Source organism: Caulobacter sp. CCNWLW153 (assembly GCF_036889365.1).
Lineage (GTDB): Bacteria > Pseudomonadota > Alphaproteobacteria > Caulobacterales > Caulobacteraceae > Caulobacter > Caulobacter radicis.
The window spans coordinates 101236-126467 of the sequence record NZ_JBAKFV010000005.1; the positions used below are offsets into that span (position 1 = coordinate 101236).

Genomic DNA, 25232 nt, shown 5'->3' on the forward strand with positions numbered 1-25232 from the left:
TGGACGGGCGCGTCGGGCGAGGCTCGGCGCGCGATTCAGGAAGAGACCTCGCCCGATGGAATTCAGCCCCCTGCCCGTTTCGACCTTCGTCGGGGCGTTCCTGCTGGCCTTTCCGGCCCTGTTCTCGATCGTCAATCCGGTCGGGGCGGCGCTGATCTTCCACCAGATGCTGGCCGACCATCCGGCCGAGACCCGCAAGCGCCTGGCGCCGACCATCGCGCTCTACGCCTTCTTCATCCTGCTGGGCTCGCTGCTGCTGGGCGGCTACGTGCTGAACTTCTTCGGGGTGAGCCTCGGCGCCCTGCGGGTGGCCGGCGGCCTGGTGGTGGCGATCCGCGCCTGGGCCCTGCTGATGACCCCGGAAGAGCACGAGGAACGCAAGGCCGACCAGGCCGCCTCGCCCGCCAAGTCGCGCGCCGAGGACATGGCCTTCTTTCCGCTGACCATGCCCTTCACCACCGGCCCCGGCGCGATCTCGGTGGCCATCGCGCTGTCGTCGCAGCGCCCGGCAGAGGGCCATTCGGTGATCCCCTTCTTCATGGGCGCGAGCCTGGCCGTGGCCGTCATCGCCCTGATGGTCTGGGTCTTCTATCGCGCCTCGGACCGGGTGCTGTCGCTGCTGGGCGTCAACGGCGCGCGGGTGATGTCGCGGCTGATGGCGTTCCTTTTGATGTGCATCGGCGTGCAGATCGTCGCCAGCGGCGTCGAGGCGCTGGTGGGCCAGTTCCTGGCGACGCGCTAGCCCGCATCTCCACAGCATCTGCACTGGCCTTGCGGGCGCGGGTCGGCTACCTCCGCAGCCGTGACCGACGCCCGCCTGACCCTCGACCTCGACGCCCTCGCGGCCAACTACGCCACGCTGAAAGCGACGGCCGGCGACTCCGAGCTGGCGCCGGCCGTGAAGGCCGACGGCTATGGCCTGGGCGCGGGCCTCGTCGCCCGCCGTCTGTGGGACGAAGGCGCCCGCGGCTTCTACGTGGCTCGCCTCTCCGAGGGCGTGGCGCTGCGCAAGGCGCTGGGCGAGCGCGAGGCCAGGATCCACGTGCTGGACGGGGCGACGCCGGGCTCGGGCCCGACGCTGGTCCAGGCCGGGCTGATCCCGGTGCTCAACAGCCTGCCGCAGGTCGAGGCCTGGAACAGCCAGGCCGGCAGGGGCGTCCTCGAGGCCGCCATCCATGTCGACACCGGCATGAACCGCCTGGGCCTGCGCCACGAGGAAGCCGCCGTGCTGACGGCCTCGATGGACCGCCTCAAGCATCTGAACGTCTCTCTGGTGGTCAGCCACCTGGCCTGCGCCGGCGAGCCGGAGCATCCGCTCAACACCCGCCAGCTGACGCGCTTCAGAGATGCGTCGGCGCTGTTCCCGAACGCCCGCAAGAGCCTGGCCAACTCGGCCGGGGTGTTCCTGGGCGGCGACTATCATTTCGACCAATGCCGGCCGGGCATCGCCCTCTATGGCGGCGGTCCGCGCGACGTGACCGACACGCGGCTCAAGGCGGTGGCGACGCTGGAAGCGCCGATCCTGCAGGTGCGGGTAGTGCCGCGCGGCGAGTCGATCGGCTATGGCGCGGCCTTCACGGCCAGCGAGACGACGCGCGTGGCGGTGCTGGCCTGCGGCTATGCCGACGGGGTGCTGCGCGGCTCCAGCCCCGCCGGCCACGTGTGGTTCGACGGCGCGCGCCGCCGGCTCCTGGGTCGGGTGTCGATGGACCTGATCGCCATCGACGTCACCGACTGCGACGCGGCGCGTCCCGGCGCCCTGGTCGAGCTGATCGGCCCCAACCTGCCGGTCGACGAAGCCGCCGCGGCGGCGGGCACCACGGCCTACGAACTGCTGGTGCGCTTGGCCGGCCGCGCCCGCCGCGTGGTGCTGGGCGAGGCCTGAAGGCCCCGCCCCTCTACCCCGTCTAGCGCGCCAGGCTCTTCAGCTTGCCGGCGTCGACCGAGGCCACCGCGCGCTTGAGGTCGTCGATGCTGTCGGCGTCGCCGTTGGCCTCGACCGAAAAACGGTTGCCGATCACGACCGTGTAGCCGCCGGACCTGGCCTCGCGGTCCCACTTCTCGGTGGTCAACTGGCCGCCGGCGGTGCTGGTCTTCTCGTAGCCCGTCTCGGTCTCCGAGGTGCTCTGGGCGTTCATGGCCGAGGCCATGGCGGTCATGCCGCCCAGCGCGCCCAGGTCGGTGACCGCCAGGGTGAAGCGCCTGCCGTCCTTCTCGTAATCGCCGCGGGCCACCGACATGCCCATGCCGCCGGCGCCGCCAGAGCTGGATTCGACGGAGGTGCGGGCATAGCCGCCGGCCGCGCCGGGCAACAGGCCCTTCAGCACGTCGGGCGAGGTCAGGGGGATGTCCTTGCCGGCTTCGATCGAGGCGGCGGCCGCCTCCATCTTCTTGCTGGCCTCGTCCATCTTGCCCAGGTCGTAGGTCTGGCCGCCCAGCGTCACCGAACCGCTGTCGGCGCCAGCGACCTTGGAGGCCGCAATCCCCCCGCCGATCGCGGCCGCGCCGACGACGGCGCCGGTGATGAAGCCGACGATGACATAGAGCACGATGGCGCAGAGCACGGTGACGATCGTGTAGCCGATCGCCTTCTCCTTCGGCGCCTTCATCACCCGCGGCAGGCCGGTATAGAGCAGGTAGAGGCCGTAGAGGCCCGCGAGGCCGCCAATGATCGCCAGCGGCGGGAACAGGCCGAAGATCCCGGCCACCCAGCCGGCGGTGCCGGAATAGGCCGCCACCTTGAAGGCCTGCAACCTGTTCTTCTGGCCGTCGAACGACGGGGCCAGGGCGTCGATGATCAGGCCCAGCACGAACACCGACAGCAGCGACAGGCCATAGCCAACGACGGCGCCGACGATCGCCCCGACGGGCGAGGGCCGGATCGTCGCCACGCCCGGGATGCCGTGCCCGAACACCAGGCTGCCCACCAGGCCGGCCACGGCCGGGATCGCCGCGAGGATGCAGATGTAGCCGACATAGAGCCCCTTGATGGTGGCGGGCTCGGTGTCGATGCGCTCCCACTCAGGCGACGGCGTCAGCAAGAGCCGCTTCACGCGGCCGACGAGATCGGAAGAAACGGCTCCGGGTTCGACCACGGACATCTAGGCGCCTCCAGCAAGATCCTGAATTTGCGCCCCCCGATACTTATCTACACCGAACACACCCAAAACGGGAACAAGGTTCGGCGACATCCCGGATCCCGGCCTGCGTCCGGCTTTGGCGCAGGGAGCCGCCAACCTGTAGTCTGCACCCATTCGAGAATCAGGAGACCTCATGGCCCGCGACGGCGCCGTCTACGCCTGCCAGTCCTGCGGGGCGGTCCAAGCCAAGTGGGCCGGGCAATGTCCCGCCTGCCAGAGCTGGAACACCCTCGTCGAAGAGGTCGGCGTACGCCCGCCCGGCGCGATGTCGACCACCAAGGCCACGCGCAACCGCGGCCTGCAGTTCACCGGCCTGGAGAGCGACACCCCCGCCCCGCCCCGCATCCTGACCGGCGTCGACGAGTTCGACCGGGTCTGCGGCGGCGGCGTGGTGCCCGGCTCGGCGATCCTGATCGGCGGCGACCCGGGGGTGGGCAAGTCGACGCTGCTGTTGCAGGTCTGCGCCAACGCCTCGAGCCGGGGCGTCTCCTGCGCCTACATCTCGGGCGAGGAGGCCGTCGAGCAGATCCGCGGCCGCGCCGACCGCATGGGCCTGGCCAGCGCGCCGGTGAAGCTGGCCGCCGAGAGCAGCCTGCGAGACATCCTGGATGGTCTCAAGCGCGACAAGTTCGACCTGGTGGTCATCGACTCGATCCAGACCATGTGGAGCGACGCTCACGAGGCCGGCCCCGGCACGGTGACCCAGGTGCGCGCCTGCGCCACCGAACTGGTGCGCCTGGCCAAGAAGCAGGGCGTGGCCATCCTGCTGGTCGGCCACGTCACCAAGGACGGCCAGATCGCCGGCCCGCGCGTGGTCGAGCACCTGGTCGACGCGGTGCTGAGCTTCGAGGGCGAGCGCGGCTATCCGTTCCGCATCCTGCGCGGCGCCAAGAACCGTTTCGGGGCCACCGACGAGATCGGCGTGTTCGAGATGGGCGACATCGGCCTGCGCGAAGTGAAGAACCCCTCGGCCCTGTTCCTCAACGAGGGCGGCGAGCGCGCGGCGGGCGCCGCGGTGTTCGCCGGCATCGAGGGATCGCGGCCCGTTCTGGTCGAATTCCAGGCCCTGGTCGCGCCTTCCGCGTACGGAACGCCCCGGCGCGCCGTGGTCGGATGGGATTCCGGACGCCTGGCCATGGTGCTCGCGGTGCTGGAATCGCGCTGCGGCCTTGGTTTTGGCGACAAGGACGTCTATCTGAACGTCGCCGGCGGGCTGAGGATCACCGAACCCGCCGCCGACCTCGCGGCGGCGGCCGCTTTGGCCTCCTCGGCCCTCGATGTCGCCCTGCCGCAGGACTGCGTGGTGTTCGGCGAGGTCAGCCTCTCCGGCGAGATCCGGCCTGTGAGCCGAATGGAGTCGCGTTTGAAGGAAGCCGCCAAGCTCGGGTTCGGCCGCGCGCTGGGACCGCTGTCGGGCCTGCCCGAAGGCGGCGGCGCCCTGCCGGTGGCCGGCGCGGCGCGACTGGCCGACGCGGTTCGCAGAATCGAGAACGACATCTGGAGCTCGCACGCGTGACGCCGTTCGACATCATCGCCGGACTGATCCTGCTGGTTTCCGGCGCCGTCGGCTTCTTCCGCGGCGCCTCGCGCGAGCTGACCTCGGCGCTGTCGTTCATCGTCGCCGCCGTGGTGGCCCTCTTGGGCCTGCGCCTGACCGGCCCGCTCTTTCGTGAATTCATGGACCCGGACTGGGCGGCGACCGCCGCCGCCATCCTGGTCACCTTCGTCATCGCCTTCGTCGCCCTGCGCCTGGTCGGCGGCCAGCTGACCAAGACCCTGCACGCCGACGGCGCGCTGGGCCTGCTGGACCGCCTGGTCGGCCTGGGTTTCGGCCTGCTGCGCGCGCTGGTGGTGCTGGGCGTCTTCAACCTCGTCTTCCACATGGCCACGCCGCGCGACCGCGTGCCGGCCTGGGTGTCGGAGTCGATGTTCTATCCGCTGTCCAACGCCAGCGCCCAGGTGCTGAAAGTGTTCGCCCCCAAGGGCGCGGGCCTGGCCGGCAAGCTTGCCCCCGCCATCGAGGACGCCGTCCGCGACGGGGCCAGCGACAAACCGTCCGACGCCGAGCGCGGCGAAGAAGGCTATGATAAGGACCAGCGTCGGAAGCTCGACGACCTGGTGGAGAAATCGCAATGACGTCTATCGGCCAGTCGACCGACCGCTTCTCGTCCGCGCCCTGGCGCGATCCCGAGGACGACACGCTGCGCCTGGAATGCGGCGTGTTCGGCGTGTTCGGCGCCCGTGACGCCGCCGCCATCGCGGCGCTGGGCCTGCACGCCCTGCAGCACCGCGGCCAGGAAGCCTGCGGCATCGCCGCCTTCGACGGCGCCCGCTTCCACACCGAACGCCACATGGGCCACGTCGGCGACGCCTTCACCGGCGCCGACCTCGTTCAGCGCCTGCCGGGCAACATGGCCATCGGCCACACCCGCTACTCCACCGCCGGCGGCAGCTTCATCCGCAACGTCCAGCCGATGTTCGCCGATCTCGAGACCGGCGGCCTGGCCCTGGCCCACAACGGCAACCTGACCAACTTCCTGACCCTGCGCGAGCGGCTGGTGCAGGAAGGCGCGATCTTCCAGTCGACCAGCGACAGCGAGGTGATCCTCCACCTGATCGCCCGCTCGCGCAAAGCCAAGATCGTCGACCGCTTCATCGACGCCCTGGGCCAGATCGAAGGCGGCTACGCCCTGGTGGCCATCACCAACAAGAAGATGATCGGCATCCGCGACCCGCTGGGCATCCGCCCGCTGGTGCTGGGCGACCTCGACGGCAAGCCGGTCCTGGCCTCGGAAACCTGCGCGCTCGACATGATCGGCGCCCGCTTCGTGCGCGACGTCGAGCATGGCGAGATGGTGGTCATCAGCGACACCGGCGTGAAGTCGCTGCGCCCGTTCGCGGCCCCCGCGGCCCGCCCCTGCGTGTTCGAATACGTCTACTTCGCCCGCCCCGACAGCGTCGTGAACGGCCGCTCGGTCTATGAAGTGCGCAAGCGCATGGGCCGGCGCCTGGCGATCGAGACCGGCGTCGAGGCCGATGTCGTCGTGCCGGTGCCGGACTCGGGCGTGCCGGCGGCGATCGGCTACGCGGCCGAAAGCGGCCTGCCCTTCGACCTGGGCATCATTCGCAACCACTATGTGGGCCGCACCTTCATCCAGCCGACCCAGGGCGTTCGCGAACTAGGCGTGCGCATGAAGCACAGCCCCAACCGCGCCGTGCTGGAAGGCAAGCGCGTCATCCTGATCGACGACTCGATCGTGCGCGGCACCACTTCGCTGAAGATCGTCCGCATGGTCCGCGAGGCCGGCGCCAAGGAAGTGCACCTGCGCTCGGCCAGCCCGCCGATCAAGTGGCCCGACTTCTACGGCATCGACATGCCCGAGCGCGAACAGCTGCTGGCCGCCACCAAGTCGCTGGAAGAGATGGCCAAGTTCCTGGAAGTGGACTCGCTTGGCTTCCTGTCGGTGGAAGGCCTGTACGAGGCCCTGGACTGCGCGCCGCGCGATCCGGCCGCCCCGCAGTTCACCGACCACTACTTCACCGGCGACTACCCTACCCGCCTGACCGATCGCGAGATCGCCGAAGGCCGCAACGACCAGGCCGAAAAGCAGCTGTCGCTGCTGGTCAGCGCCTAATCAGCGCCTTTCCAGGGTCCTCCGACTTGTTCGGGGGACCCAAGCTGCGCTACCCCCGGTATGCGGCCCGTTCAACTTGATCTTTCGGCCGCTCGGATCGCCCGGACGGACCGGGCGACGATCCATTTGAGAGTCGCTTCTTGGCCAATCCCGTCTCCGCCGTCCTCTCCAAGCTGAAGATCGACGCCTACATCATCGCCCTGTTCGGCATGGTGGTGCTGGCCTCGTTCCTGCCGGTTCGAGGCCAGGCGGCCGAGATCACGGGGTGGGTGGTGAAGATAGCCATCGCCCTGCTGTTCTTCCTGCACGGCGCCAAGCTGTCGCGCGAGGCCGTGATCGCCGGGGTCACCCACTGGCGGCTGCACCTGACGATCCTGGCCTTCACCTTCGTGCTGTTTCCGATCCTGGGCCTGGCGATCAGCAAGGTAGGCGTGCTGACGCCGACCATGGCGGCGGGCATGGTGTTCCTGGCCTGCCTGCCCTCGACCGTGCAGTCGTCGATCGCCTTCACCTCGATCGGTCGCGGCAACGTCGCCGCCGCCGTCTGCGCGGCCTCGGCCTCGAACCTGTTCGGCATCTTCCTGACGCCGGTGCTGGTGGGCTTGCTGATGAACGCCCACGGCGACGTCGGCGGTTGGGACTCGATCAAGTCGATCGTCATCCAGCTGCTGGTCCCGTTCATCGCCGGCCAGATCGCCCGCCCCCTGGTCGGCAAGTGGATCGAGAAGCACAAGACCCTGGTCGGCCGCGTCGATCGCGGCTCGATCCTGCTGGTGGTCTATTCGGCCTTCAGCGCCGCCGTGGTCGAGGGCCTTTGGCGCAAGGTTTCGCCGCTGGAGCTGGTCGTGCTGCTGCTGGTCTGCGGCGTGCTGCTGACGCTGGTCATGCTGGCCACCATGTGGGGCGCGCGCCTGCTGGGCTTCTCCAAGGCCGACGAGGTGGCGATCGTGTTCTGCGGCTCCAAGAAGAGCCTGGCGACCGGCGTGCCGATGGCCGGCATCCTGTTTCCGGGAGCAACGGCCGGCGTGCTGGTGCTGCCCCTGATGATCTTCCACCAGATCCAGCTGATGGCCTGTTCGGTCCTGGCGCAGCGCTACGCCGCGCGTCCGGCCGACGACGCAGCCTGATCACCCCGACAAGCAAACGCCCGCGAGAGGCGCAGGAAACGCTCATGACCACCACCGACACGCCACTGGCCGGCCGCATCGCCCTCGTCACCGGCGCCACGCGCGGCATCGGGCAAGCCATCGCCCTGGGCCTGGCGAAGGCCGGCGCCCACGTCATCGCCCTGGGACGCACCCAGGGCGCGCTGGAATCTTTGGACGACGCGATCTTCGCCGCCACCGGCGAGCACGCCACCCTGGTGCCGCTGGACCTGCGGGAGGCCGACGGCCTGGATCACCTGGGCGCGGCCCTGCACCAGCGCTTCGGCAGGCTCGACATCGTGGTCGGCGCGGCTGGCGTGCTGGGCGCCCTCACCCCCGTGGGCCACCTGGACCCCAAGGGCTGGGACATGATCCTGTCGACCAACCTGACGGCCAACTGGCGGCTGATCCGGGCCATGGACCCGTTGCTGCGCGCCTCGGACGCCGGTCGGGCGATCTTCCTGACCAGCAGCGTGGCCAAGAGCCACCGGGCCTTCTGGGGCGCCTACGCCGCCTCCAAGGCGGGCCTCGAGGCCATCGTCGACTGCTATGCCGACGAGATGGAGAACACCAAGGTCCGCGCCTTCTCCATCGACCCCGGCGCCATGCGCACCAAGATGCGGGCCGGCGCCTTCCCGGGCGAGGATCCGATGACCGTGCAGGATCCGGCCGAGATCGCGCCCTTCGTCGTCGACCTTGCTCGCCCTGACCGCGAGCCGCCCAAGGGCGTCGTTCGCTTCAAGGAACGAGGTCAAGAGTCAGCAAGCGTCAACGCATAACTGAACCTCGTAAACATTCGCAGGTTCAGTTTTCACACGTGAAATACAGATAAACCGAGAAACATTCGTACCTGACGGAAATTGCGGATTTTCTGCGGTCAAGCTGGTGGTCGACTCCACGACACATAGCCCAAAAACACTATACTGCGACAACCTGACGCAGATGACGCTTTCGGAAACCAGCGCTCGTTAAGCATGGAATAAGACTCGCGGTCTCACCCTAAGGATGCAGCGCTAATCCGGCGCGGTCCTCGGGGTTTGGACAAATGCCGTTTTCGTTCAAGCGTGGTCGCGCCGCGACCGACGAGCGTCTCGCCGAGCTGGAGGCCACCGTCGCGGCCATCCATCGCTCTCAAGCCGTCATCGAGTTCCAGCTCGACGGCACCATCCTTGCCGCCAACACCAACTTCCTGAAGACGGTGGGCTATTCGCTGGACGAAATCCGCGGACGCCATCACAGCATGTTCGCTGATCCCGACTTCGCCCGCAGCGACGAATACAAGCAGTTCTGGCTTAACCTGGGACGCGGCGAGTTCTTCGCCGGCAAGTTCCAGCGCCAGGGCAAGGGCGGCGTCGAGATCTGGATCCAGGGCGCCTACAACCCGGTGTTCGACGCCGCGGGCAAGCCCTGCAAGGTCATCAAGTTCTGCACCGACATCACCCAGGCCGAACAGGAGCGGATGGCCAACGAGGCCCTGCGCCGCACCGAGGCCGAACAGGGCGCGGTGGTGCTGACCCTGGCCGACAACCTCAAGCGCCTGGCCGGCGGCGACCTGACGGCCGACATCACCGCCGCCTTCGACGGCCGCTTCGCCTCGATCAAGAGCGACTACAACGCCGCCCTGCAGTCGCTGCGCCAGGCGATGACCGAGATCGGCCAGTCGACCCAGGGCGTGCACAACGGTTCCAACGAGATCACCGGAGCCTCCGAAGACCTTTCCAAGCGCACCGAGCAGCAGGCGGCCGCGCTGGAGGAGACCGCCGCGGCGCTGGACGAGATCACCGCCACGGTGCGCCGCAGCGCCGAGGGAGCCCGCGCGGCCTCCACCGCCGCCTCCAGCACCCGCCAGGAAGTCACCCGCTCGGGCGAGATCATGCGCGACGCCATCGCCGCCATGGGCGAGATCGAGCAGAGCTCGGGCAAGATCGGCCAGATCATCGGGGTGATCGACGAGATCGCCTTCCAGACCAATCTCCTGGCTCTCAACGCGGGCGTCGAGGCGGCTCGCGCCGGCGAGGCCGGCCGCGGCTTCGCGGTCGTCGCCCAGGAAGTGCGGGCTTTGGCCCAGCGCTCGGCCGAGGCGGCCAAGGAGATCAAGACCCTGATCGCCAACAGCAGCAGCCAGGTCGATCGCGGCGCCAAGCTGGTGAGCGACACCGGCCAGTCGCTGACCGGCATCGTCGGCCGCATCGCCGAGATCGACACCCTGATTTCCGAAATCGCCCAGTCGGCCCACGAGCAGGCCACGGGTCTCAACCAGGTCAACACCGCCATCAATCAGATGGACCAGGTGACCCAGCGCAACGCCGCCATGGTCGAGGAGGCCACGGCCGCGGCGGCCTGCCTGCGCAACGAGGCCTCGTCGCTGGCCGAGCTGGTCTCACGCTTCGAAACCGGCGCGGCTCCGGCCCAGGCGGTCGCTCGACCGGCGCCGCCGGCCCAGCGTCCGGCGACCGAGAACCCGGTGGCCGCCGCCCAGAGCCGCATCGCCCAGTCGTTCCGCCCGGGCGTCGCGGTCGGCCAGGACTGGGAGGAGTTCTAGCCTCCTCCCCGCCTTGAACTAGCGCCCCTTGGGCTTTCCGCCGGGCGTCTTGTTGCCTCGCACCACACGCGAGCCCGCCACCGGACGGCGCGGACCACCGGCCTTGCCGCCGGCCGTCTTGGTCCCGACCTTGTAGCTCGGGGTGGTCGAGACCTTCTTCTGGGCCTTGGGCCCCTGCGGCTTCACCGACTTGACGGCCGCCTTGCCGGGGTCGGACTTGACCGCCTCGCTCTTGCCGGCATCGGCCTTGACCGCCCCGGCCTTGCCGGAGGCGGCCTTGGCCGAGACAGCCTTGATCGGAGCAGGCTTGCCCGCGGCGGCAGCGCCGGCGTCCGCCGAAGCCTCGGCCAGGATCGCGGCCCTCTGGGCCGACTTCTTGACCGTATTGCGCGAGGCCTTCAGGCGGGCCTTCTCGGCTTCCTTCTTCTCGAAGGCGCGCTTGCCCTTAACAACATACCCCTGCTCGGCGTCGGCATAGGGATTGGCGCCCGACTTGATGGTGATGCGAAGCGGCACCCCCGGCAGGTCGAAGCTTTCGCGCAGGCTGTTGACCAGATAGCGACGGTAGTGGTCGGGCATCTGGTCGGCGCGGCTGGAGAACAGCACGAAGGTCGGCGGGCGGGCCTTGGTCTGCGCCATGTACTTCGGCTTCACGCGCTTGCCGCCGACCGAGGGCGGCGGATGGCGCTGCATCGCCAGCTGCAGCCAGTCGTTCAGGTCGCGGGTCTTGACCTTGGTCGACCAGTCGCGGTGCGTCTTGATCACGGCCGGCATCAGGCGCTCGACGCCGCGGCCGGTCTCGCCCGACAGCGCCACGACGGGCGCGCCGCGCAGCTGGGGCAGCATGCGCTCGGCGTGTTCGTTGAATTCCTTGAGGATCTGGCCGGGATCCTCGATCAGGTCCCACTTGGCCAGCACGAAGACGACGCAGCGCCCTTCCCGCTCGGCCAGGTCGGCGATCTGCAGGTCCTGGGTCTCGAACGGATGGGTGGCGTCCATCACCAGCAGCACGACCTCGGCGAAGGTCATCGAGCGGATGGTGTCCTGGGTCGAGAGCTTCTCGAGCTTCTCGTTGACCTTGGCCTTCTTGCGCAGGCCGGCGGTGTCGACCAGACGGATCTTGCGGCCGTCCCAGGTCCAGTCGACCGAGATCGAGTCGCGGGTGATGCCGGCCTCGGGGCCGGTCAGCAGGCGCTGCTCGCCGATCAGGCGGTTGACCAGGGTCGACTTGCCGGCGTTCGGACGGCCGATGATGGCGATCTTGATCGGCTTGGTGTCGTCGTCGTAGTCCTCGAACTCTTCCTGCAGCTCCTCGGGCGTCACCGCCAGGAGCGCGGCGTAGAGGTCGGCCATGCCCTCGCCATGCTCGCCGCTGATCGGGATCGGATCGCCCAGGCCCAGCCGGTGGGCTTCGGCGGCGCCGATCTCGGCCTGCTTGCCTTCGGACTTGTTGGCCGCGACCACGACCGGCTTGTTCCGGCGGCGCAGCATCTCGGCGAAGATCCTGTCGAGCGGCGTCAGGCCCTCGCGGGCGTCAAAGACGAACAGCGCGACATCGGCCTCGTCGATCGCCAGCTCGGTCTGGGCGCGCATGCGCGACTCGAGGCTTTCGTCGGTGACGTCCTCGAAGCCGGCGGTGTCGATCAGCTCCAGATCGAGGTCGCCGAGGCGACCGTGCGCGAACCGGCGGTCACGGGTGACCCCCGGCTGGTCGTCGACCAGGGCCAGCTTCTTGCCGGCGAGGCGGTTGAACAGCGTGGACTTGCCCACATTGGGGCGGCCGACGATGGCGAGTTTCAAAGGCATAGGCGGTCAGTAGTCGATTTTTCGGGTCCCGGCAAAGCAACAAGCCCGGGCCGGCGATTCGCCGGCCCGGGCCCGGGACAGGTTACGAGTTCAGCCGAGGCCCGAAGGCCCCGGATCGGATCAGCGAATGGCGATCAGATCGGCGTCGTCGGTGGTGACGTAGATCTTGTCGCCCACGGCGATCGGGGCCAGCAGCACCGGCGCGCCGATCTTCAGGGTCTTTTCCGTGGCGCCGGTCTTGGGGTTCAGGGCCACGGCCTCGCCGTAGCTGGACACCGTGATCAGGCGGCCCGAAGCCAGGATCGGGCTGGACCAGATGCGCGGACGCTTGGCCAGCTTCTTCTTCTGCTTCTTGGAGAGCTTGTCGGTCTCGTTGAGGTCGCGGATCCAGTGAACCTGGCCGCCGTCGCGCGAGGCGCAGATCACCTGGCCGGCCTTGTCGACCACGTAGACCACGTCGCCCACGGGCCAGGGCGTGGTGATCGCGGTGACCGGCAGGGTCCAGCGGGCCTGGCCGGTGCGCAGGTCGGTGGCGGAGAACACGCCCGAGTGGCTGACGGCGTAGACGTCGCCCTTGTAGATCACCGGACGGCCGGCGATGTCGCGCAGTTCCGACAGGGCGTTGGTGCGGCTGGCGCGGCTGAGGGCCTCGCTCCACAGGTCGTTGCCGTTGCCGGTGCGCAGGGCCACCAGTTCACCCGAGGCGAAGCCGGCGACGACGGTGTCGCCGCTGATGGCCGGGCTCGAGCCGCCCAGGATGCGGGCCGGCTCGATCAGGGCCTGGTAGGTCCAGCCCGGCGCGCCGTCGGCGGCCGAATAGGTCAGCAGTTCGTTGTCGGTCGACACCACGAAGACGCGGCCATCGGCCACGGTCGGCGCGGCATGGACCGGCGTGCTGGTCGCCTGGCGCCAGTTTTCCTTGCCGGTGGCCGCGTCGAGCTGGGCCACGAAGCGGAAGCCCGACGAAACGTAGAGCTTGCCGTCGGCATAGGCCACGCCGCCGCCGAAGCCGCGAGTGTCGTCCTTGCGGCCGCCGATTCCCAGGAAGCCGCGCTTGCCCGGCTGGCGAGCCGGACGCAGGTCCTTGCGCCACAGCGTCTCGCCGGTGACGGCGTCTAGCGCCGAGACCTTGGCCTCGCCGTCGAGCACGAAGATCTTGCCCTCGGCCGAGACAGGGTTGGCGGTGATGTGGAAGGTGCGGTTGGCCTTTTGGCCGAAGCCCTTGCGCCAGGCGATCTCGAAGTCCTTGCCAGCGGCGACGTGCTCGACCGATTGCTCGGGGTTGCCGCCCGGCAGGCGCCAATCGGCCTGGGCTTGCGGTTCGGGCAAGAAGAAGTCGACGCCCTTCAGGCCGTCGGCCGCCTCGACCTTCTGGTCGAAGGCGATGACCGAGATCCGCTGGCCTTGGCTGGCGGTGGCCTTGTTCTTGTCGTCCTTGCCGAAGGGGTTGAGCTTCGACACCGTCGAGCAACCGGTCACCGACACCGCGGCCGACATCATCGCGGCGAGCAGCAGGGAACGCTTCAGAGTCATGGGTCGGCGGCTCATTGAGCTTGGGGTTGCAGGCCCGGCGGCAGCTGGCCGGGCGCGAGTTGGATCGGCGGCGGCAGCGCGGCCGCGGCCTTGACGGCTGCCGGCAGGGCCTTGGCCGAACCGGAGTCGATCATCTGGATCGCCGCCTGCGCACGCTGGCGGGTGTCGTCCGAACCGTCCGACAGCAGCGAGAGCACGACGAAGTCGCCGCGCGCCTCGGCCGTCTTGCCGGCCTGGAGCTTGGCGAACGCCAGGGCTTCCTTGGCCTGCACGCGGTAAGGGCTCTTCTCGCCGGTCAACGGGGTCAGCCTCGACTCGATCTCCTGATAAGGAGCCGTGTCCATGAGCGCGAAGGCGGATTTGAGGCGCGCTATGTCACCCATGACAGGATCGGGAGCAATCTTGGCCGCTTCGTCGAAATAACCGACGGCTTCCTTGGTCTTGCCCTCGTCCAGGCGGATGCCGCCCATCTGCATGAAGGCCAGCGCGCGGTAGCCGGCGTTGCCTTCCTTCGACAGCTTCTCGAACTCGGTGAAGGCCTTGGCGGGCCCTTCCTTCTCGTAGGATTCGAGGGTCGCCTGGACGGCTTCGGAGGCCTTGTTGGCGCGGTTGCTCTCGTAGGCGGTCCAGCCCCACCAGCCGCCCACGCCCAGTACCGCGATCGCGGCGACCGCGCCCAGGAGGGGCAGCGACTTCAGCGCGAAGGTCTTGTAGCGGTCGGAGCGAAGCTGCTCTTCGACCTCGTCAAACACATCGACCACGAACGAGGCTCCAGTACGGGCGCCGACGGCGCCGGGGCGTCGCTGCCCGGACGGTTCCGGACGACGCAAGGTTGAAACAGCAGGAGTCGGGGCTCTGGCCGCGACGCAGGCGGCGAACCTATAGCGTGTCCGCCGCCGCCGCAACGGCGTGGAACCCCGGTTTGGAAGCCTATCACTCTCCCCCTTCCCCCTTGATGGGGGAAGGGCCTCAAGCGCGCCCTCAATCCTTCTTGGCGTAGTACGTCTCGGCCGGGCCTGGGAAGCTGCGGTCCTGGACGTCGCGGGCGTAGTCGGCGGCGGCCTTCTCGATCGCGCCCTTCAGGTCGGCGTAGCGGCGGACGAACTTGGGGGTCCAGTCGAACAGGCCCAGCATGTCGTCGCTGACCAGCACCTGGCCGTCGCAGCCGGCCGAGGCGCCGATGCCGATGGTCGGCGGGGCGATGGCGTCAGTGATCTCTCGGGCCAGGGCTTCGGCCACGCCCTCGATGACCACGGCGAAGGCGCCGGCTTCGGCGGTGGCGCGGGCCTCGGCCAGGATCTTCTGGCGGCCTTCCTCGTCACGGCCCTTGGCCTTGAAGCCACCGTCGACCAGCACGGCCTGCGGGCGCAGCCCCACATGCCCCATGACCGGCACGCCGCGGTCGACGAGGTAGCGGATGGTGTCGGGCACGGTGGGGCCGCTCTCGACCTTCACGGCCTGGGCGCCCGTTTCCTTCATGATGCGGACGGCGTTGGCGTAGGCCTCTTCGGGCGCGCCCTCGTACGAGCCGAACGGCATGTCGACCACGACCATGGCCTTCCTGGAGCCGCGCATGACCGCCTGGCCGTGCAGGATCATCATTTCCATGGTCACGCCGACCGTGTTGGGCAGGCCGTGAACGACCATGCCCAGCGAGTCGCCGACCAGCAGGACGTCGCAGGCGTCGTCGAGGGCGGCGGCCACCGGGGCGGTGTAGGCGGTGAGGCAGACGATCGGAACGCCGCCCTTGCGGGCGGCGATATCGGGGGCGGCGAGACGGCGGACCGTCTCCTGACGATGGGCGGACAAAACTCGCTCCGGCTCTGTGACGACGACCGGAGCGCGGCGCGGGCCGCCCCTCCGGATTAGAACTCTTCGACCAGTCGGGTGATGGCGAAGGTCAGAGCGATAGCCGCAAGGGCGGCGCCGAGCCAAAGGGTTTCTACGCTGGCCGGCGTGGAGACGAACTGATTCACCTGGGCCATCACCTTGTCGACGCCGAGGTCTACGCCTGAAACGCCTTCGCTGGACGCGTGACGAAGGTCGGTCGCGAAACGGCTGGTGATCAGCTGCCCCACCGCGAACAGGCCGGCGACGCCGCCGGCGGCGCCGATCGCCAGTCGCCGCAGCGTCCACCCCCGGTCGAGGCGGCTCTCCACGCGGGCGCGGAAGGCCTCGGCGTCGGAAAACGCCGGCGGATCCGCGAACAGCCGCGAAAGCTGGGCGTCGAAATCACGATCAACCATGACCTTCCCTCCGCGCCGAGACGTCCGTGGGCGGGGCCAGCCTGGCCCTGAGTTTATCCAGACCACGTTTGACATGGGATTTGACCGTGCCGATCGGGATGTTCAAGGCTTCCGCAGCCTCCGCATGAGACCAGTCCGCGCCGTAGCAGAGCGAGACACACAGCCGCTCGCCGCGCGACAGGCCCTTGAGCGCCTCGTCGAGATCCAGCCGATCGCCCGGCGCGTCGGCCGAGGCGGGCGGCGGAGCCTCCTCCGGCGCGGCGTCCGAGAAGATCAGCCGCGCGTCGCGCTTGACCTTGCGCAGATAGAGCCGCGCGGCGGTCTTCTTGATCCAACCGCCGAAGGCCCCCTCGCCGCGATAGTCGGCGATCTGCTCGAAGCCGACCAGGAACGCGTCCTGGGCGACATCGTCGGCGGTGGCCGGATCGGCGCCCAGGCGACGCAGCAGGCCTCTCACGGACGAGCCGTGCCTGCGCACGAGCTCCCCATAGGCCCGGCGATCGCCGGTGGCGGCCAGGGCCGCCAGCTCGACATCGTGACCGGTGGTGGGTGGGCGTTCGCTGCCCATGATGAAAGTCCCCTCTTCCCCCAAGCGCCTGCGTCAGACGTCCGACTGGTGGCCCTTGTTGGGGTTGAAGAAGCTGAGGACGACGTAGGCGACGCCGATCAGGGCGGGGATGGCCGACACGCCCAGCAGCGGGTGCAGCGCATCGCCTTCGATCTGGCCGATCATGAAGCCGAGCACGGCGATGCCGGCGCCGACGGCGATCAGGATCACGCCGGTGCGCATGTCGCGCAGGGCCGACGAAACCTTGGCCGGCTTAACCTCCTTGGTCATCGCCTCGATCAGTTCGGGCGGCAGCGCCTGGCCCTTCTCGATGGCCGCGCGGACGGTGGCCTGCATCTCCCGGCGATCGCGGCTCTTGAGCCACATCGGGATGACGACGATGCAGACGACCATGATGAACGGCGCCAACGGCACCAGGATTCCAAGTTCCATGACCTGTTCCCCTCGAATTGTGTCGACGAGAGCCTGTCGCTTTCGTCTCGTACAGGGAAGAGGCTTTGACGGCGCCGTTTGGAGGCGCCGGTCGAGATGAAACTTTCGTAAGGCGGATCAGGCCGTGGCGACGGCCGGCGCGTCGGCGCGCAGCGTCAGGCGCGAGACGATGTCGTCGACGGCGTCGAGCAGCACGGTGGGCGCGTGGTCGACCAGCAACTGGCGGGTGGCATAGCCCCAGGTCACCGCGCCGGACGCCAGGCCCAGGGCGTTGGCCGCGTCGATGTCGCGGGTCTCGTCGCCGATCGAGATCACCCGGCCCGGCTTCACCCGGGCGGTCCTGATGACCTTGGTGAACTTCTTGGCCTTGCCGAACAGCGAGGCGCCGCAACCGTAGTGGTCGATCAGCCTGGCCAGGTCCGGCCCGAGCACGGTGCGGATGGTGGCCTCGCTGTTGGAGCTGACCACGGCCAGGCGCACGCCGCCGGCCGAAAGGGCCTTGAGCATGTCGGGAACGCCCGGGAACAGCCCGATCGAGCCGATCTCGGCGGCCATCAGCTTCTTGCCGTGGGCGGCGATGATCGGAATCTTCCAGGCCGAGACGCCCAGGTACTTGATGATCTCGCGGTTGGGACGGCCGCGCAGCATCTCGACTTCCTCGTCGGTGACGCTCTTGAAGCCGTACATCCTGGCCATCGGGTTGACGAGCTTCAGCACCACGGCGCCGCTGTCGGCCAGCGTGCCGTCGAAATCAAAGATCGCCAGATCGTAGGGAAGCCCCGAAGTCACGCCCACTCAATGCCCTGCCGCCGGACGAACCGGCTGTTTCCCCTAGACTTAGCCGCTGGACGCGGCCCTTGTCGCCCCAAAGTTCGCCAACTCGCGTCAATCGCGCAAGCGGCGTTTCGCTCGTCAGGCGAGAATGGCCGTATACTGATCGGGTTTGAAGCCCGCCAGCAGCTTGCCATCGACGTCCAGCATCGGCCGCTTGATCATCGAGGGCTGGGCCAGCATCAGCTCGACGGCCTTTTTGGCGTCGATGCCGGCCTTGTCGGAGTCGGGCAGCTTGCGGAAGGTCGTGCCGGCGCGGTTCAGGACGGTTTCCCAGCCCAGCGCCTCTACCCAGCGCTCGACGTCGGCGCGAACCGCGCCCGAGACCTTGTAGTCGTGGAAGGCGTAGGCCACGCCGTGATCGTCGAGCCAGGTGCGGGCCTTCTTCATCGTGTCGCAGGCCTTGATGCCGTAGATCGTCACCGTCACCGGGCGCGCTCCAGAACTTGCGGCCGCGAGTCGGCCCTTCCCCACCCGATTAGCATTTTCGTCCGGGGCGCGGTCGGATTTGACCTGGAGCAGTTGCGTCTCACTCGCGACATGCCAACATTCACCCCATGACCGATCTCGCTCTCGCCCAGGCCCCGTCCCTCGCCAAGCGGCTGAAGGCCGGCACGGAGGCGACTCACGACCGGCTCGACAAGAGCATCATGGCCGGCCGCCCGTTCGCCGACCGCGAGCGCTACGGCCGGTTCCTAGAGGTGCAGTACCGGTTCCATCGCGACATCGACGGCCTCTACCAGCGTCCGGAGCTAGCCCAGCGCCTGCCCGACCTAGACGGCCGCCGACGCCTGGCGCAGATCGCCGCCGACCGAACGGACCTTGCCCTCCCCGCCCTGGCCGAGCTGCCGCCGCCCGCCTTCACTGCCGACAGCGAGCCCGACCTCGCCACCGCCCTGGGCTGGCTCTACGTGGCCGAAGGCTCGAACCTGGGCGCGGCCTTCCTGTTCAAGGCCGCGGCCAAGCTGGGGCTCGACGAAAACCTCGGCGCGCGCCACCTTGGGGGCCATCCTGACGGCCGCGCCGCCCACTGGCGGCAGTTCACCGCCGCCCTCGACGCGGCCGGACTGGACGAAGCGGGCGAAGCCCGCGCCATCGCGGGCGCGCAAGCCGCCTTCTCACGGGTGCAGGCCTATGTCGACGCCGCCTTCGGCTGAACCGCCAGCCATCGAACTGGACGCTCCGGCGGCGGTCCTGCCGACTTCGCGCAGCGTGCGGGTCGGCTACCTGATCGCGGGCTTCGCCTTCACGGCGCTGGGGATCATCGGCGCGTTCCTGCCGCTGATGCCGACGACGATCTTCCTGATCCTGGCCGCCGGCTGCTTCGGGCGCTCTTCGCCCAGGCTCGAGGCCTGGCTGCTGAACCATCCGCGCTTCGGCCCCTCGGTGCGCGCCTGGCGGGCCAACGGCGCGATCCCGCGCAAGGCCAAGGTCTTCGCGTGCCTGGGCATGGCGGGCGGCATGGCCGTCTTCCTGCTCGCGGCGCGGCCCAAGCCGTGGCTGGGCCTGCTGGTCGGCGCAATCATGGCCGCGTGCGCGGCCTTCGTGGTCTCCCGCCCGGCCCCGCCAGCGGCCTGAAGGCGAGCTTGGCGCTGGGAACGGCCCCGCCGTCCAGACGGTTTTCTTTCGACAGCCAGAAGGAGGAAACCATGTCCAAGGCCCCGCCCATTCCGCCGGAACAGCGCGCCTTCAAGGGCCAGAAGCCCGAGATCGAGGGCCATGCCAGCCGCGAGGGCCTCCAGTCGCCCGATCCCGGCAACGCCGACGTCAACCTGGCCGAACAGGGCCGGCACGGGAACCTGCGCCAGAACACGACCCATTCAGGCAACGTGCAGGATCGTTGAGGTTGGCGCCCCCAGCTCCCGTCATTCTCACCACAAGGGCGGGAATGACGGGAAGAAGGAAAAGGGGCTTTGCGCCCTACCCCTTCAGCGCCCAGCGCCCGAGCGCGATGTGCCGGGTCTGGCCCAGCAGGCTGTGGATCAGCACGAACTCCGAGACGCGCCACGACACCGGCTCGACCGGCGTATCGGGCGCCAGGACGCGGTCGTAGAGCAGCGTCACGTGCGGATTGAACTGCCGGGCGACCTGTCTGCCGAGGCCGGCATGGGCCATCGAAAGGCCGAGCGCCTTCTGGAAGGCGTGGAGTTCGACCAGCCCCTCCCCGCCCTGTAGGACGAACGGGTTGTTGCCGCGGTTGTTGAAGCTGGCCGCCTTGTCGAAGCTCACTTCGAACGGCGCAGCCAGGGACGCCGCCTCACCGGCTTCCAGCGCCTGGGCGACGATGCCGCGCGGCAGGCCGGCATAGTCGCCGATGTGGTGCAGTGTGACGTGGAAGCGCTCGGGCGTCAGCGGCGCGCCCGACAGGCCCAGGCGCCCCTTCAGGTCGCGAACCTGGTCGGCGATGGTCTCCGCCACTGCCGCCTCCGGGAAGATCCCGAAGAACAGGCGGTCGGACGGCGGGCCGTCGAGTTCAGGAAAGAGCGACATCGCGAGAATCGGCGGCCGTTGATGGATCGCCAGCCTTATGGCGCCGGAGCGGACGGCTGTCGCCGCCCGCTCCTGATCGGTCAGGGACGCGCCGGGATGTTGAGGCCGCGCTGCACGGCGGGACGAGCCAGGCCCCGCTCCAGCCACGCCGGGACGTTCTTCAGGCTCTTGAAGTCGACCAGGTCGGCCGCCTCATAGAACCCGACCAGGTTGCGCACCCAGCCCAGGGTGGCGACGTCGGCGATGGTGTATTCGTCGCCCATCAGCCAGTCGCGGCCTTCTAGGCGGGTCTCCAGCACGCCCAGCAGACGCTGGCTCTCGGCGCGATAGCGTTCCAGCGGGCGCTTGTCCTCATATTCGCGGCCGGCGAACTTGTGGAAGAAGCCCAGCTGGCCGAACATCGGGCCGACGGCGGCCATCTGGAAGAACACCCATTGCAGGGTCTCGTAGCGGGCCGCCGGATCGGCCGGCAGCAGCTTGCCGGTCTTCTCGGCCAGATAGACCAGGATCGCGCCGCTCTCGAACAGGCCGAAGGGCTTTCCGCCCGGACCGTCGGGATCGATGATCGCCGGGATCTTGCCGTTGGGGTTCAGGCTCAGGAATTCCGGTGTCCAGGTCTCGTTCTTGCCGATGTCGATCAGGTGCGGCTCGTACGCCAGGCCCACCTCTTCCAGCATGATCGACACCTTCACGCCGTTGGGCGTGGGCAGAGAATAGAGCTGGATGCGGTCGGGATGGGCGGCGGGCCAGCGGCTGGCGATCGGGAAGGCCGAGAGGTCGGTCATGGGAGTTCCTCGCAAGGGATCCCAGCCGATATAGGCGCCGTCGGAAGAAGGCCCAGCCCCCTACCGTAACTTTCTTGGTGTCAGTTACGATTGGCCGAGCGCAGGATGAAGCCCAGGATCTCGGCGACGGCGACATAGAGCGCCTCGGGGATCTCTTCCTCCATCGGAATGGTCGACAGGGCCTGGGCCAGCGCCGGGTTCTCCTCCAGCGGCACGCCGTGCTCGCGGGCGGTCTCGACGATCTTGTCGCCCACCCAGCCGCGGCCGCTGGCGACCACGCGCGGGGCGTTCGGCTCGTCGTAGCGGAGGGCGACGGCGATGCGGGGACCAGAGACGCGGGTCATGTGGCCTGGTCCAGGAAGCGGCCAGGCGCGGCCGGCGCCGCGGCGGGAGGCGCGGCGGCATGGAACGCCACCTCCGGCTCCAGCGCGGCCTCGCGCAGGGCGGCGTTCAGCATCTCTTCCCCACCGCGCAGCCGAGCCATGGCCTCCGGACGCTCGGCCCACAGCGAGACGCGGGCCCGCTCGCCGGTCAGGGCCAGCTGGGCGTCGATGCGGCCCATCGGCTCGACATCGAGCGAGAACCGGACCTTCCAGGTGCGGGCCTCGGCGACGCCGCCGGCGACCCCGCCCCCGCCGCCGTCGCGGCTGATCTCGAACTGGGCGACGGCCGAACCCTGCGGCGTGGCGAAGGGCACGTCGAACACCCAGCGCGGCCCCGCCTTGTCCTCGATGGCGCGGCCGTCGGCGGAACGCGCGACGTCGACGCGCTCGGGCAGCGAGGCGGCCTGCAGCAGTTCCTGGCGAGCCAGAGCCGCGTCGACGCCCTTGGACAGCTGCTGGGCGACCAGGGCCGGATGGGCGTTCGGCGCCAGGGTGGAAGACGTCGCCGGCTGGGCGACCACGGGACCGCCCGCGAACGGCGGCGGCGGCCCCTTGCCGGGCGGCGGGGCGAGCGGAACGAGGGTCGAAGACGGCTGACGGAGGACGGGCGCATCCTCGAAACCGGCGGCGGCCTCCTGCGCCAGCACCAGCAGCGCGGCGGCGGGCTGGGCCGCCTGTCGCGGCGCCGGCGGCGGCGCCACCGCGGCCAGGAAGCGGGCGACGGGCGACTCGACGGCGGCGTCATCCGTCGGGACCGGCGCGGCCATGGCGGGCGGCGGCGCTTCGGCTTCGGGCGCGGCGGCGGCGGGCGAGGGTGTCTGGACTTGGGCCTGGGTCGCGGTCGGGAGCGGAGCAGCGGTCGATGCGGCGAGCTGCGGCGAAGTCGGCAGGGCGAGCGCCCCCGGCTCCGCCGCCTGGGGCGTCGGAGCCTGCTGGGGAGCGGCCGGAACGGCTTGCGAGGTCGTCGACGCCGCCGATGGCGCCGGACCGGTCTGGGCGCTCCAACTGGCCACGGCGGCGCGCAGCACCAGCATGGCGGCCTTCAGGTCCTTGGCGGCCAGGGGCGCGGCGCCCGGCGCGGGCGCCTCCTCGGCGAGGCGGCTTTCCATGAACAGGCCCGAGCGGCCGAAGGCCTGGCGGATCTCGCCGGCGGTGACCGCCCCGTCGATGGGCGAGCGCAGGGCCAGCATGTTGGCGGCGGCCTGGCGCACCAGGACCGGCGCCTGAGGAGAGGTCGAGACGCGCTCCAGGTCGGCCAGAAGCGGGGCCATGCCGCCCTGCGCCGGCGCGGCGCGGCCGACCATGTCGGACACCACCTTGGCCTGGACGGTGGAACTGGACAGCAGGATCTCGCGGGCCTGGCCCGTGGCCCCGCCCTTCAGCAGGCTCTCGACGGTGTCGGGGGCTTCCGGCGCGGCGCCGGGCTGAGCGGCGATCCTGCCCAGCGCCTCGGTCGCCTCGGCCATGGCCAACTGAGCCAGCATGGCCGGCGGCGGCAAGCCTGCCTGCCCCGTCTGGCCGCCCTGCGGACCGGCCGGCGCGATCGTCGCCGTCGGCTGCACCGAGGCGAGGTTCGGGACGACGGCTCCAATCGGCAGGACCGACACAGGCGGGCTCCACGGCGGCGCGAGGACGCGCAAGGTTGCCGCAAGATTAATCCACAGGCGTGAAGCGGGTCTTAAGCCGTTTTGGCGGCTCGCCTTTCCAGGAACGAGAGCATGGCGTCGGCCGCCGCCTCGGCAGGATCGGGCATGCCGCGCCCCAGGCGCTCGAGCGCCGCATACTGCTCGGCCACCTGCCGCTCGCGCAGCGCCGGATCGTCGAGCCGCTCGGCCAGCGCCGCGGCCAGGCGCTCGCCGGTGCAGTCGTGCTGCAGCAGTTCGGGCGCCACTTCCTTGTCGGCGGCGATATTGAACAACGTGACCCAGCGGGGCGTCATCAGGCGCTTGAGCAAGGCGTAGGTGATCGCGCCGATCTTGTAGCCGACCACCATGGGAACGCCGGCCAGGGCCAACTCGAGAGTCACCGTGCCGCTACAGGCCAGACCGACCGTAGCGGCCTTCATGGCGTCGTCCTTGGCCTGGTCGTCCTCGATGACGTGGGCGCGGAACGGCCAGCCGGCGACACGCGCCTTGACCGCCGTCGCCACCGTCTGGGCGGCGGGCACGACGACGTGCAGGCCGGGACGCTCGGCCTTGAGGATGCGCACCGCGTCCTCGAAGGCCGGCAGAACGCGTTCGATCTCGGACGGACGGCTGCCCGGCAGGACGGCGAGGATCGGATCGTCGGGGCCGGCCCCGATCGCCGCGCGGGCCCGGGCCGCGTCGGCGCCGCCGAAGTCGCGCGCCAGGGCCGGATTGCCGACGAAGACGCTGGGCAGACCCACCGCGTCGAAGAACGGCTTGTCCATCGGCTGGGTGGCCAACAGCAGGTCGACGGCCTGGGCCAGTATCCTGGCCCGCCCCGGACGCGAGGCCCAGACCTGCGGCGCGACGTACTTGACCAGCGTCATCGACGGATCGAGCTCCCGCAAGCGCTTGGCCAGGCGAATGTTGAAGCCCCAGGAGTCGATCAGCACGGCGACGTCGGGCTTTTCGCGCTTCGCCAGGGCCTCGATGTCGTTCAGGCGACGCAGGACGCGCGGATAGGCCTTCAGGCCCTCGAACAGGCCCAGGATGGACAGCTCGGCGATGTCGAAGGGGCTGTGCACTCCCTCGGCCGCCATCCGCGCTCCGCCGAGGCCGACGAAACGCACCCCGGTTCCCAGCCGCGCCCGCAAGGCCTTGGCCAGGCCCGCGCCAAGATTGTCACCCGAGGCCTCGGCCGCGATCAGCATGACCGTCAGCGGCCGGGCGGAAGACATCAGCGCGGCTCGACGCCGTAGACGAAGAGGCCCAGGTCGTCGGCGCAGGCGATGACCTGATCGCGGTCGACGATCAACAGGCGGCCGGCCTCGCCGACCACGCCGGCCAGGCCCGCGCGCGCGGCGCGCTGGATGGTGGCCACGCCGATGGTGGGCAGGTCGACCTTGGTCTCCTGGATCGGCTTGGGCGCCTTGGCCAGCACGCCCTTGGGCGCCTCGGGACAGCCGCGGACGGCCTGCGGCAGGTCGGCGACCCGGCGTAGCATGGCGTCGGTGCCTTCCTGGGCCTCGACCGCCAGAACCAGGCCGTCGCAGACCACGGCCCCCTGCCCCACGTCCAGCCCGCCGATGGCGCGGGCGACGGTCAGGGCGCGGTCGATGTCGGCGCCGTGCTGCTCGCGCGGAGCGTAGCGGCCCAGCGGGCCGACCGGCAGGGTCATCTCGCCGCGCACCTCGTGGGCGCCCTCGACGACGAAGCCTTCCTTCTCGAACTCGGTCAGCACGCGGCGCAGCAGGGCGTCGTCGCCCTCGCGCGCGGCCTTGATCAGGCCCGGCAGCACCTTCACGCCCCGGAAGTCGGGAATCAGGGCCGAGAAGTCGGGGCGATCGACGACGCCGGCGAAGCAGACCGCCTCGCAGCCCTCTTCCTTCAGCGCCTTGAAGGCCTTGCCGAACTCGGCGATGCCGACTTCCGCGCCGGGATACTGCTCCAGCGACGGATCGGCGAAACCTCGCACCCGCATCACCGAGAACGGCCGGCCGGCGCGCTCGCAGTGAGCGGCCAGCTCGATCGGAAGCGCCCCGCCGCCGGCGATCAGTCCAAGCTTGCGCAA

The 25232-nt window shown here is 69.7% G+C and carries 27 protein-coding genes; 11 read left to right on the forward strand and 16 right to left on the reverse strand.

Annotated features, from left to right (window positions below; translation table 11 throughout):
- The first annotated feature begins 55 nt into the window (after positions 1-55).
- Positions 56-742: a MarC family protein gene (locus tag V6S85_RS09775; protein WP_334348820.1), complete on the forward strand. Its 687-nt coding sequence runs from the start codon at positions 56-58 to the stop codon at positions 740-742.
- A gap of 60 nt (positions 743-802) precedes the next feature.
- Positions 803-1885 (forward strand): alanine racemase, encoded by a 1083-nt coding sequence (gene alr / locus V6S85_RS09780; protein WP_334348821.1) that lies wholly within the window; start codon positions 803-805, stop codon positions 1883-1885.
- 22 nt (positions 1886-1907) lie between these two features.
- On the opposite strand, the gene V6S85_RS09785 is transcribed toward alr, so the two are convergent.
- Entirely contained in the window at positions 1908-3101 is a 1194-nt protein-coding gene (locus tag V6S85_RS09785; protein ID WP_334348822.1) for a Yip1 family protein, read from the reverse strand.
- 172 nt (positions 3102-3273) lie between these two features.
- Between V6S85_RS09785 and radA the strand changes: the two genes are divergently transcribed.
- The 6 genes from radA (at position 3274) to V6S85_RS09815 (ending at position 10462) form a co-directional block, all read left to right on the forward strand.
- Positions 3274-4656, forward strand: a complete 1383-nt coding sequence (gene radA, locus V6S85_RS09790) for a DNA repair protein RadA (RefSeq protein ID WP_334348823.1) — start codon at positions 3274-3276, stop codon at positions 4654-4656.
- Entirely contained in the window at positions 4653-5276 is a 624-nt protein-coding gene (locus tag V6S85_RS09795; protein WP_334348824.1) for a CvpA family protein, read from the forward strand. The genes radA and V6S85_RS09795 overlap by 4 nt, the downstream gene beginning before the upstream one ends.
- Positions 5273-6775 carry an amidophosphoribosyltransferase gene (purF, locus tag V6S85_RS09800; protein ID WP_116489601.1) on the forward strand — a complete coding sequence of 501 codons (1503 nt, stop codon included), beginning with the start codon at positions 5273-5275 and terminating at the stop codon, positions 6773-6775. Before V6S85_RS09795 ends, purF begins: the two co-directional genes overlap by 4 nt.
- A 140-nt stretch (positions 6776-6915) precedes the next feature.
- The gene (locus V6S85_RS09805; protein ID WP_334348825.1) at positions 6916-7902 is read left to right on the forward strand and encodes a bile acid:sodium symporter family protein; all 987 of its coding nucleotides are present in this window, start codon (positions 6916-6918) and stop codon (positions 7900-7902) included.
- A 44-nt stretch (positions 7903-7946) separates the two neighbouring features.
- Positions 7947-8699, forward strand: a complete 753-nt coding sequence (locus V6S85_RS09810) for an SDR family NAD(P)-dependent oxidoreductase (RefSeq protein WP_334348827.1) — start codon at positions 7947-7949, stop codon at positions 8697-8699.
- A 266-nt stretch (positions 8700-8965) separates the two neighbouring features.
- The gene (locus tag V6S85_RS09815; protein ID WP_116564593.1) at positions 8966-10462 is read left to right on the forward strand and encodes a methyl-accepting chemotaxis protein; all 1497 of its coding nucleotides are present in this window, start codon (positions 8966-8968) and stop codon (positions 10460-10462) included.
- Between the two features lie 18 nt (positions 10463-10480).
- Here V6S85_RS09815 and der read toward each other — a convergent pair whose 3' ends face one another.
- From der to V6S85_RS09860, 9 genes are all read right to left on the reverse strand, one after another.
- Positions 10481-12268 carry a ribosome biogenesis GTPase Der gene (der, locus tag V6S85_RS09820; protein ID WP_116564595.1) on the reverse strand — a complete coding sequence of 596 codons (1788 nt, stop codon included), beginning with the start codon at positions 12266-12268 and terminating at the stop codon, positions 10481-10483.
- Between the two features lie 120 nt (positions 12269-12388).
- Positions 12389-13801: an outer membrane protein assembly factor BamB family protein gene (locus tag V6S85_RS09825; RefSeq protein WP_442885651.1), complete on the reverse strand. Its 1413-nt coding sequence runs from the start codon at positions 13799-13801 to the stop codon at positions 12389-12391.
- Between the two features lie 11 nt (positions 13802-13812).
- Entirely contained in the window at positions 13813-14562 is a 750-nt protein-coding gene (locus tag V6S85_RS09830; protein WP_116489595.1) for a tetratricopeptide repeat protein, read from the reverse strand.
- Positions 14563-14782: 220 nt separating this feature from the next.
- Positions 14783-15610, reverse strand: coding sequence for a 3-methyl-2-oxobutanoate hydroxymethyltransferase (gene panB / locus V6S85_RS09835; RefSeq protein ID WP_334348830.1), 828 nt, complete (start codon positions 15608-15610; stop codon positions 14783-14785).
- A 56-nt stretch (positions 15611-15666) separates the two neighbouring features.
- On the reverse strand, positions 15667-16047 hold the full coding sequence (locus V6S85_RS09840) for a hypothetical protein (protein WP_116564603.1): 381 nt from the start codon (positions 16045-16047) through the stop codon (positions 15667-15669).
- Positions 16040-16615, reverse strand: a complete 576-nt coding sequence (locus V6S85_RS09845; RefSeq protein ID WP_116564605.1) for an RNA polymerase sigma factor — start codon at positions 16613-16615, stop codon at positions 16040-16042. The genes V6S85_RS09840 and V6S85_RS09845 overlap by 8 nt, the downstream gene beginning before the upstream one ends.
- Positions 16616-16648: 33 nt before the next feature.
- Complete coding sequence (locus V6S85_RS09850) at positions 16649-17047, reverse strand: DUF6249 domain-containing protein (RefSeq protein ID WP_116564607.1); 399 nt, start codon at positions 17045-17047, stop codon at positions 16649-16651.
- 117 nt (positions 17048-17164) lie between these two features.
- On the reverse strand, positions 17165-17836 hold the full coding sequence (locus tag V6S85_RS09855) for an HAD hydrolase-like protein (RefSeq protein ID WP_334348831.1): 672 nt from the start codon (positions 17834-17836) through the stop codon (positions 17165-17167).
- 123 nt (positions 17837-17959) lie between these two features.
- Positions 17960-18307 (reverse strand): ArsC family reductase, encoded by a 348-nt coding sequence (locus V6S85_RS09860; RefSeq protein WP_334348832.1) that lies wholly within the window; start codon positions 18305-18307, stop codon positions 17960-17962.
- Positions 18308-18435: 128 nt separating this feature from the next.
- On the opposite strand from V6S85_RS09860, the gene V6S85_RS09865 reads away from it, so the two are divergent.
- From V6S85_RS09865 to V6S85_RS09875, 3 genes are all read left to right on the forward strand, one after another.
- Positions 18436-19035: a biliverdin-producing heme oxygenase gene (locus V6S85_RS09865; protein WP_334348833.1), complete on the forward strand. Its 600-nt coding sequence runs from the start codon at positions 18436-18438 to the stop codon at positions 19033-19035.
- Positions 19013-19456, forward strand: a complete 444-nt coding sequence (locus V6S85_RS09870) for a YbaN family protein (protein ID WP_116564613.1) — start codon at positions 19013-19015, stop codon at positions 19454-19456. Before V6S85_RS09865 ends, V6S85_RS09870 begins: the two co-directional genes overlap by 23 nt.
- A 71-nt stretch (positions 19457-19527) precedes the next feature.
- Entirely contained in the window at positions 19528-19722 is a 195-nt protein-coding gene (locus tag V6S85_RS09875; RefSeq protein WP_116564615.1) for a hypothetical protein, read from the forward strand.
- A 76-nt stretch (positions 19723-19798) separates the two neighbouring features.
- On the opposite strand, the gene V6S85_RS09880 is transcribed toward V6S85_RS09875, so the two are convergent.
- The 6 genes from V6S85_RS09880 to lpxI form a co-directional block, all read right to left on the reverse strand.
- A complete protein-coding gene (locus V6S85_RS09880; RefSeq protein ID WP_334348834.1) occupies positions 19799-20368 on the reverse strand; it encodes a 2'-5' RNA ligase family protein in 570 nt (189 codons plus the stop codon).
- A gap of 80 nt (positions 20369-20448) precedes the next feature.
- Positions 20449-21153: a glutathione S-transferase N-terminal domain-containing protein gene (locus tag V6S85_RS09885; protein WP_334348835.1), complete on the reverse strand. Its 705-nt coding sequence runs from the start codon at positions 21151-21153 to the stop codon at positions 20449-20451.
- Between the two features lie 80 nt (positions 21154-21233).
- Positions 21234-21497 (reverse strand): EscU/YscU/HrcU family type III secretion system export apparatus switch protein, encoded by a 264-nt coding sequence (locus V6S85_RS09890; protein ID WP_101720286.1) that lies wholly within the window; start codon positions 21495-21497, stop codon positions 21234-21236.
- A complete protein-coding gene (locus V6S85_RS09895; protein WP_334348836.1) occupies positions 21494-23143 on the reverse strand; it encodes a flagellar hook-length control protein FliK in 1650 nt (549 codons plus the stop codon). Before V6S85_RS09895 ends, V6S85_RS09890 begins: the two co-directional genes overlap by 4 nt.
- Positions 23144-23214: 71 nt before the next feature.
- Positions 23215-24399, reverse strand: coding sequence for a lipid-A-disaccharide synthase (gene lpxB, locus V6S85_RS09900; protein WP_334348837.1), 1185 nt, complete (start codon positions 24397-24399; stop codon positions 23215-23217).
- Positions 24399-25232, reverse strand: a complete 834-nt coding sequence (gene lpxI / locus V6S85_RS09905) for a UDP-2,3-diacylglucosamine diphosphatase (protein WP_116489583.1) — start codon at positions 25230-25232, stop codon at positions 24399-24401. The genes lpxB and lpxI overlap by 1 nt, the downstream gene beginning before the upstream one ends.

Bases quoted from the DNA above. Each gene is read 5' to 3' on its own strand.
- V6S85_RS09810 (WP_334348827.1), top strand. From the start codon at position 7,947: ATGACCACCACCGACACGCCACTGGCCGGCCGCATCGCCCTCGTCACC.
- V6S85_RS09865 (WP_334348833.1), top strand. From the start codon at position 18,436: ATGACCGATCTCGCTCTCGCCCAGGCCCCGTCCCTCGCCAAGCGGCTG.
- der (WP_116564595.1), bottom strand. From the start codon at position 12,268: ATGCCTTTGAAACTCGCCATCGTCGGCCGCCCCAATGTGGGCAAGTCC.
- V6S85_RS09815 (WP_116564593.1), top strand. From the start codon at position 8,966: ATGCCGTTTTCGTTCAAGCGTGGTCGCGCCGCGACCGACGAGCGTCTC.
- radA (WP_334348823.1), top strand. From the start codon at position 3,274: ATGGCCCGCGACGGCGCCGTCTACGCCTGCCAGTCCTGCGGGGCGGTC.
- V6S85_RS09890 (WP_101720286.1), bottom strand. From the start codon at position 21,497: ATGACCCGCGTCTCTGGTCCCCGCATCGCCGTCGCCCTCCGCTACGAC.
- V6S85_RS09825 (WP_442885651.1), bottom strand. From the start codon at position 13,801: ATGACTCTGAAGCGTTCCCTGCTGCTCGCCGCGATGATGTCGGCCGCG.
- lpxB (WP_334348837.1), bottom strand. From the start codon at position 24,399: ATGTCTTCCGCCCGGCCGCTGACGGTCATGCTGATCGCGGCCGAGGCC.
- V6S85_RS09785 (WP_334348822.1), bottom strand. From the start codon at position 3,101: ATGTCCGTGGTCGAACCCGGAGCCGTTTCTTCCGATCTCGTCGGCCGC.
- V6S85_RS09775 (WP_334348820.1), top strand. From the start codon at position 56: ATGGAATTCAGCCCCCTGCCCGTTTCGACCTTCGTCGGGGCGTTCCTG.
- purF (WP_116489601.1), top strand. From the start codon at position 5,273: ATGACGTCTATCGGCCAGTCGACCGACCGCTTCTCGTCCGCGCCCTGG.
- V6S85_RS09875 (WP_116564615.1), top strand. From the start codon at position 19,528: ATGTCCAAGGCCCCGCCCATTCCGCCGGAACAGCGCGCCTTCAAGGGC.
- V6S85_RS09850 (WP_116564607.1), bottom strand. From the start codon at position 17,047: ATGGAACTTGGAATCCTGGTGCCGTTGGCGCCGTTCATCATGGTCGTC.
- V6S85_RS09840 (WP_116564603.1), bottom strand. From the start codon at position 16,047: ATGGTTGATCGTGATTTCGACGCCCAGCTTTCGCGGCTGTTCGCGGAT.
- V6S85_RS09870 (WP_116564613.1), top strand. From the start codon at position 19,013: ATGTCGACGCCGCCTTCGGCTGAACCGCCAGCCATCGAACTGGACGCT.
- V6S85_RS09885 (WP_334348835.1), bottom strand. From the start codon at position 21,153: ATGACCGACCTCTCGGCCTTCCCGATCGCCAGCCGCTGGCCCGCCGCC.
- V6S85_RS09880 (WP_334348834.1), bottom strand. From the start codon at position 20,368: ATGTCGCTCTTTCCTGAACTCGACGGCCCGCCGTCCGACCGCCTGTTC.
- V6S85_RS09845 (WP_116564605.1), bottom strand. From the start codon at position 16,615: ATGGGCAGCGAACGCCCACCCACCACCGGTCACGATGTCGAGCTGGCG.